At 50.9% G+C, this 273-nt stretch carries 1 rRNA gene; it reads left to right on the plus strand.

Annotation, left to right across the window (positions count from 1 at the left end):
• Positions 1-273: ribosomal RNA gene (locus ACTHSX_RS10650) — 16S ribosomal RNA — on the plus strand; the annotation flags it as partial.

Genomic DNA, 273 nt, shown 5'->3' on the forward strand with positions numbered 1-273 from the left:
AAGCGTTGTTCGGATTCATTGGGCGTAAAGGGTGCGTAGGTGGCGAGGTAAGTCAGGTGTGAAATCTCGGGGCTCAACCCCGAAACTGCACTTGATACTGCCTTGCTAGAGTACTGGAGAGGAGATTGGAATTTACGGTGTAGCAGTGAAATGCGTAGATATCGTAAGGAAGACCAGTGGCGAAGGCGAATCTCTGGACAGTTACTGACACTGAGGCACGAAGGCCAGGGGAGCAAACGGGATTAGATACCCGAGTAGTCCTGTCTCTTATAC

The sequence above is a fragment of the Neisseria sp. P0014.S002 genome, assembly GCF_051958295.1.
Lineage (GTDB): Bacteria > Pseudomonadota > Gammaproteobacteria > Burkholderiales > Neisseriaceae > Neisseria > Neisseria flavescens_B.